We start from the raw sequence: 266 nt of genomic DNA on the forward strand, positions 1-266 counted from the left end.
TAGAGTGCCCTTTCGTAGCAACTAATGACAAGGGTTGCGCTCGTTGCGGGACTTAACCCAACATCTCACGACACGAGCTGACGACAGCCATGCAGCACCTGTGTACTGGTTCTCTTTCGAGCACTCCTCAATCTCTCGAGGATTCCAGCCATGTCAAGGGTAGGTAAGGTTTTTCGCGTTGCATCGAATTAATCCACATCATCCACCGCTTGTGCGGGTCCCCGTCAATTCCTTTGAGTTTTAATCTTGCGACCGTACTCCCCAGG

At 51.5% G+C, this 266-nt stretch carries 1 rRNA gene; it reads right to left on the reverse strand.

Features of this window, described 5'->3' with window-relative positions:
- A 16S ribosomal RNA gene (locus tag GYK42_RS28985) occupies positions 1 to 266 on the reverse strand; the annotation flags it as partial.

The sequence above is a fragment of the Janthinobacterium lividum genome (assembly GCF_011601275.1).
Lineage (GTDB): Bacteria > Pseudomonadota > Gammaproteobacteria > Burkholderiales > Burkholderiaceae_D > Janthinobacterium > Janthinobacterium lividum_E.